This is a genomic window from Streptomyces sp. NPDC054840, assembly GCF_053611065.1.
The window spans coordinates 1-2,707 of record NZ_JBSGZP010000842.1 but is presented as its reverse complement, the minus strand read 5'-3'; the positions used below and the strand labels follow the sequence as shown (position 1 = coordinate 2,707).

Below are 2,707 nucleotides of genomic sequence, written 5' to 3'. Positions count from 1 at the left end.
GCGGCGGGTCTGGGGTCGCCGCCCGGGAGGGGGGGGGGGGTTACAACCGGGGGGGGTTTTGCCCGTACGGGGGCTTCGGCCCACCACCTTTCCCGGGCCGGACGCCGGGGATGGGGGAGTGGGGCGTCCGGTCCGGGAGCGAGGGGGAGCCCCCGCCGCAGGGGGGTCAGCGGCAGTTCTGCCCGTTGTTGATGCAGCCCACGGCCTTGTTCATCAGGCCGTTCGACATCACGTTGATGAAGTCGTCGTGGTCGGTCGCCGGCTTGTGGAGCTGCTCGGGGAAGCTGTCCACGGCGAACCGGGAACCCGGCGCCACCCCGTAGGTGAGGCGCATCACCAGCTGCGGAATGGCCTTGAAGCCGTTCTTGCAGCGACCGTTCTTGTCCGGGAAGGCAACATGCGTGCGGTGGTTGGCGCTGTCGACGTTCTTGCCGTCCCAGCAGCTCTGGAAGGTGAAGGTGCGCACCACGTCACTGCCCTTCGGGCAGACCGGGTACTTGTCCTTCAGCTGGCGGTTCTCGAAGCCGGTGCAGCTCCAGGAGGCGTTGGCGTTGCCGTTGCCGTTGGTGAGGGCCTTGGCGTCACCGGTGATGATGCGCAGGAAGCGGGGCATCGCCGTGACCTTGCCGACCGGACTGCCCTTGAAGGTGATCGACACCTGCTTCGGCTGGAGGATGGTGCCGACATTGCCGTCCTGGCCGCCGCCGGGCGCCTTGGCGTCCTTCTCCACCTTGCCGTCGCGCAACCGCAGTACGGGCCAGTAGTAGGCGGACTGGTCCCCGTTGCCGCAGGTGGTGCCGGACTTGGCGAGGCTGTCGTTCGTGGAGAATGCGTCTGTGGTCTTGTTGCCCACGTAGTCGTGCATGTGGTGGGCGCCGTTGGAGACGCCGGGGGCGACGATCACGTTGTCGGGGTTGAAGTGGCCGTTCTCGTTGCGGCCGCACTGCGAGGTGAAGGAGCCCTTCGAGGCGTTTCCGGCCTGCGCGGGGTTGCGCACGTTCGGCTTGATCTTGGTGATGTTGACGAAGTCGCTCTTCGCCGGGCCGCCCTTCTGCGCGGCGGCCTGGGCGGCAGCGCCCTGCTCACCCTTGCTCGCGGCAGCCGCCGCGCCGTCATCCGCGGCAGCGGCCTGCTTCATCGTGCAGGCGCTCAAGGACTGGATCTCCTTGGGAGCTTCGCCGGACCGGGCTATCGCGTCTGCCATGCCCGCGATGGTCTGGTCGCGCTTCTGCTTCAGCTCACCGAGGAGGGCGGCGTCGCCCTTCGCCTGGCCGGCGGCGAGCTGCTTGTAGGCGTCGGCGACCTGGTCGTCCAGCTTGGCGAGGTTCGCGTCGACCTCGGGCTTGGCCTGTTCCGGGACCGCGGTGAGTTTCTCTCCCACATCGGGGCAGTCGATGGTGGCCGTCATCCGGGTGTCCTGGCCGGCGGACGCGTTGCCGGCGACGACGGCGACCCCGCCCCCGCCCAGTACGAGCGCGGAGATCAGGCCCAGGACCTTGTTCGACAGCCTTGCGCGTTTGTGGCCCTTTTTACTCATGCGATCACTTCACTTCGTCGGTTGGACATTGTCGGAAAGCGCGTCGAAGTCGACGAGTCCGGTGTCTTCGAGGACCGTGATGTGGTCCAGAACCGTGGCGTTGGCGGACGTGGCGAGGGCCCGGACCATCGAATTCTTGGTCTGTGACCGAATCCCGGCCAGCAGGGCGAACACCTTTCCGTGAGCTCGACGCAGCAGCTGGACGAACAGTCGTTCGTATTCCTCTCCGCGGGCGCGGTTCATCTGGCCCAGCCAGTCCTGCTGCTGCGCGGACGGCTGGTTGGGCAGATCGACACCGAGGGCCTGGCCGACCTGGATGACCTGCCGGTCCAGCTCGGTGTGGCCGTCGATGAGGTGCTGCCCGGCCGTCTTGATCGCGGGTCGGGACCCGCGCTGCTGGGCCTGGCGGCCCGCGGGCAGCTCCCAGAGCCCGGCGAGCCGGACCTTGCGGATGAAGTCCCGGTCCGCGGCGGTCAGCGGTCCGTAGGCCGTGCTCAACGTTCCGCCGCCGTCGTCGTCGCCCGCCGGACCCGCCACGGCGGCCGTGGGCCGGCTGCCGAAACTGTCCACGGGAATCAGAAGCGCGATCAGGGTGAGGGCAAGGGCGGTGATGACCAGGCCGCTTCCGATCGTGTATCGCGTGGCCACCGACAAACTGCTGATGGATCTCCGCCGCAATGACGGCACTGTGCCTCCTCGCTCCAAGGGCCGGGAGGGGGTGGCGGGGCAGGAAGATCCGCACGTGCTGTGCGGTGCGCACCCGCATTCCCGGGGTGTCACGGGACGCTAGTGCCGGGCGCGGCGCCGGAGCGGTAGGACATCACCATCCGACAAACATCCCGGCGACTCCGCGGAAGGCTGATATCTTGCGGCGCGCCCGCACGTTCGGCCGAGCGGCGCCGTGGCACCCCGTCATGTCCGGGTGCCGTCCCACCCTGGCCGCGTGCCGCCGTGCCCGCTACGGGTTGGTCGAAGGTTTCCGCCCCCAAGCACGCGCCGCACGGTACGACCACCTGGCCGTCCCGGCCCGACCCCCGCGCGGATCCGTGTGCGGGGGCGCCGGATCCGGACACGACCGGTGCGCCGGGCTGTCCGCGAAGGGCCCGCTGCCGCGCCGCCGCTCACGGGTCGCCGTTCGTGCCTCCAGTCCCAACTCCCGCGGACACTGAG

The 2,707-nt window shown here is 69.3% G+C and carries 2 protein-coding genes; both read right to left on the bottom strand.

Going from position 1 to position 2,707, the window contains the following annotated elements; all coding sequences use genetic code 11:
- Positions 1–166: 166 nt before the first annotated feature.
- The gene (locus ACWGIU_RS34885; protein WP_453712112.1) at positions 167–1,537 is read right to left on the bottom strand and encodes a DUF1996 domain-containing protein; all 1,371 of its coding nucleotides are present in this window, start codon (positions 1,535–1,537) and stop codon (positions 167–169) included.
- 9 nt (positions 1,538–1,546) lie between these two features.
- A complete protein-coding gene (locus tag ACWGIU_RS34880) occupies positions 1,547–2,185 on the bottom strand; it encodes a DUF4142 domain-containing protein (RefSeq protein WP_453712111.1) in 639 nt (212 codons plus the stop codon).
- Between the last annotated feature and the right edge of the window lie 522 nt (positions 2,186–2,707).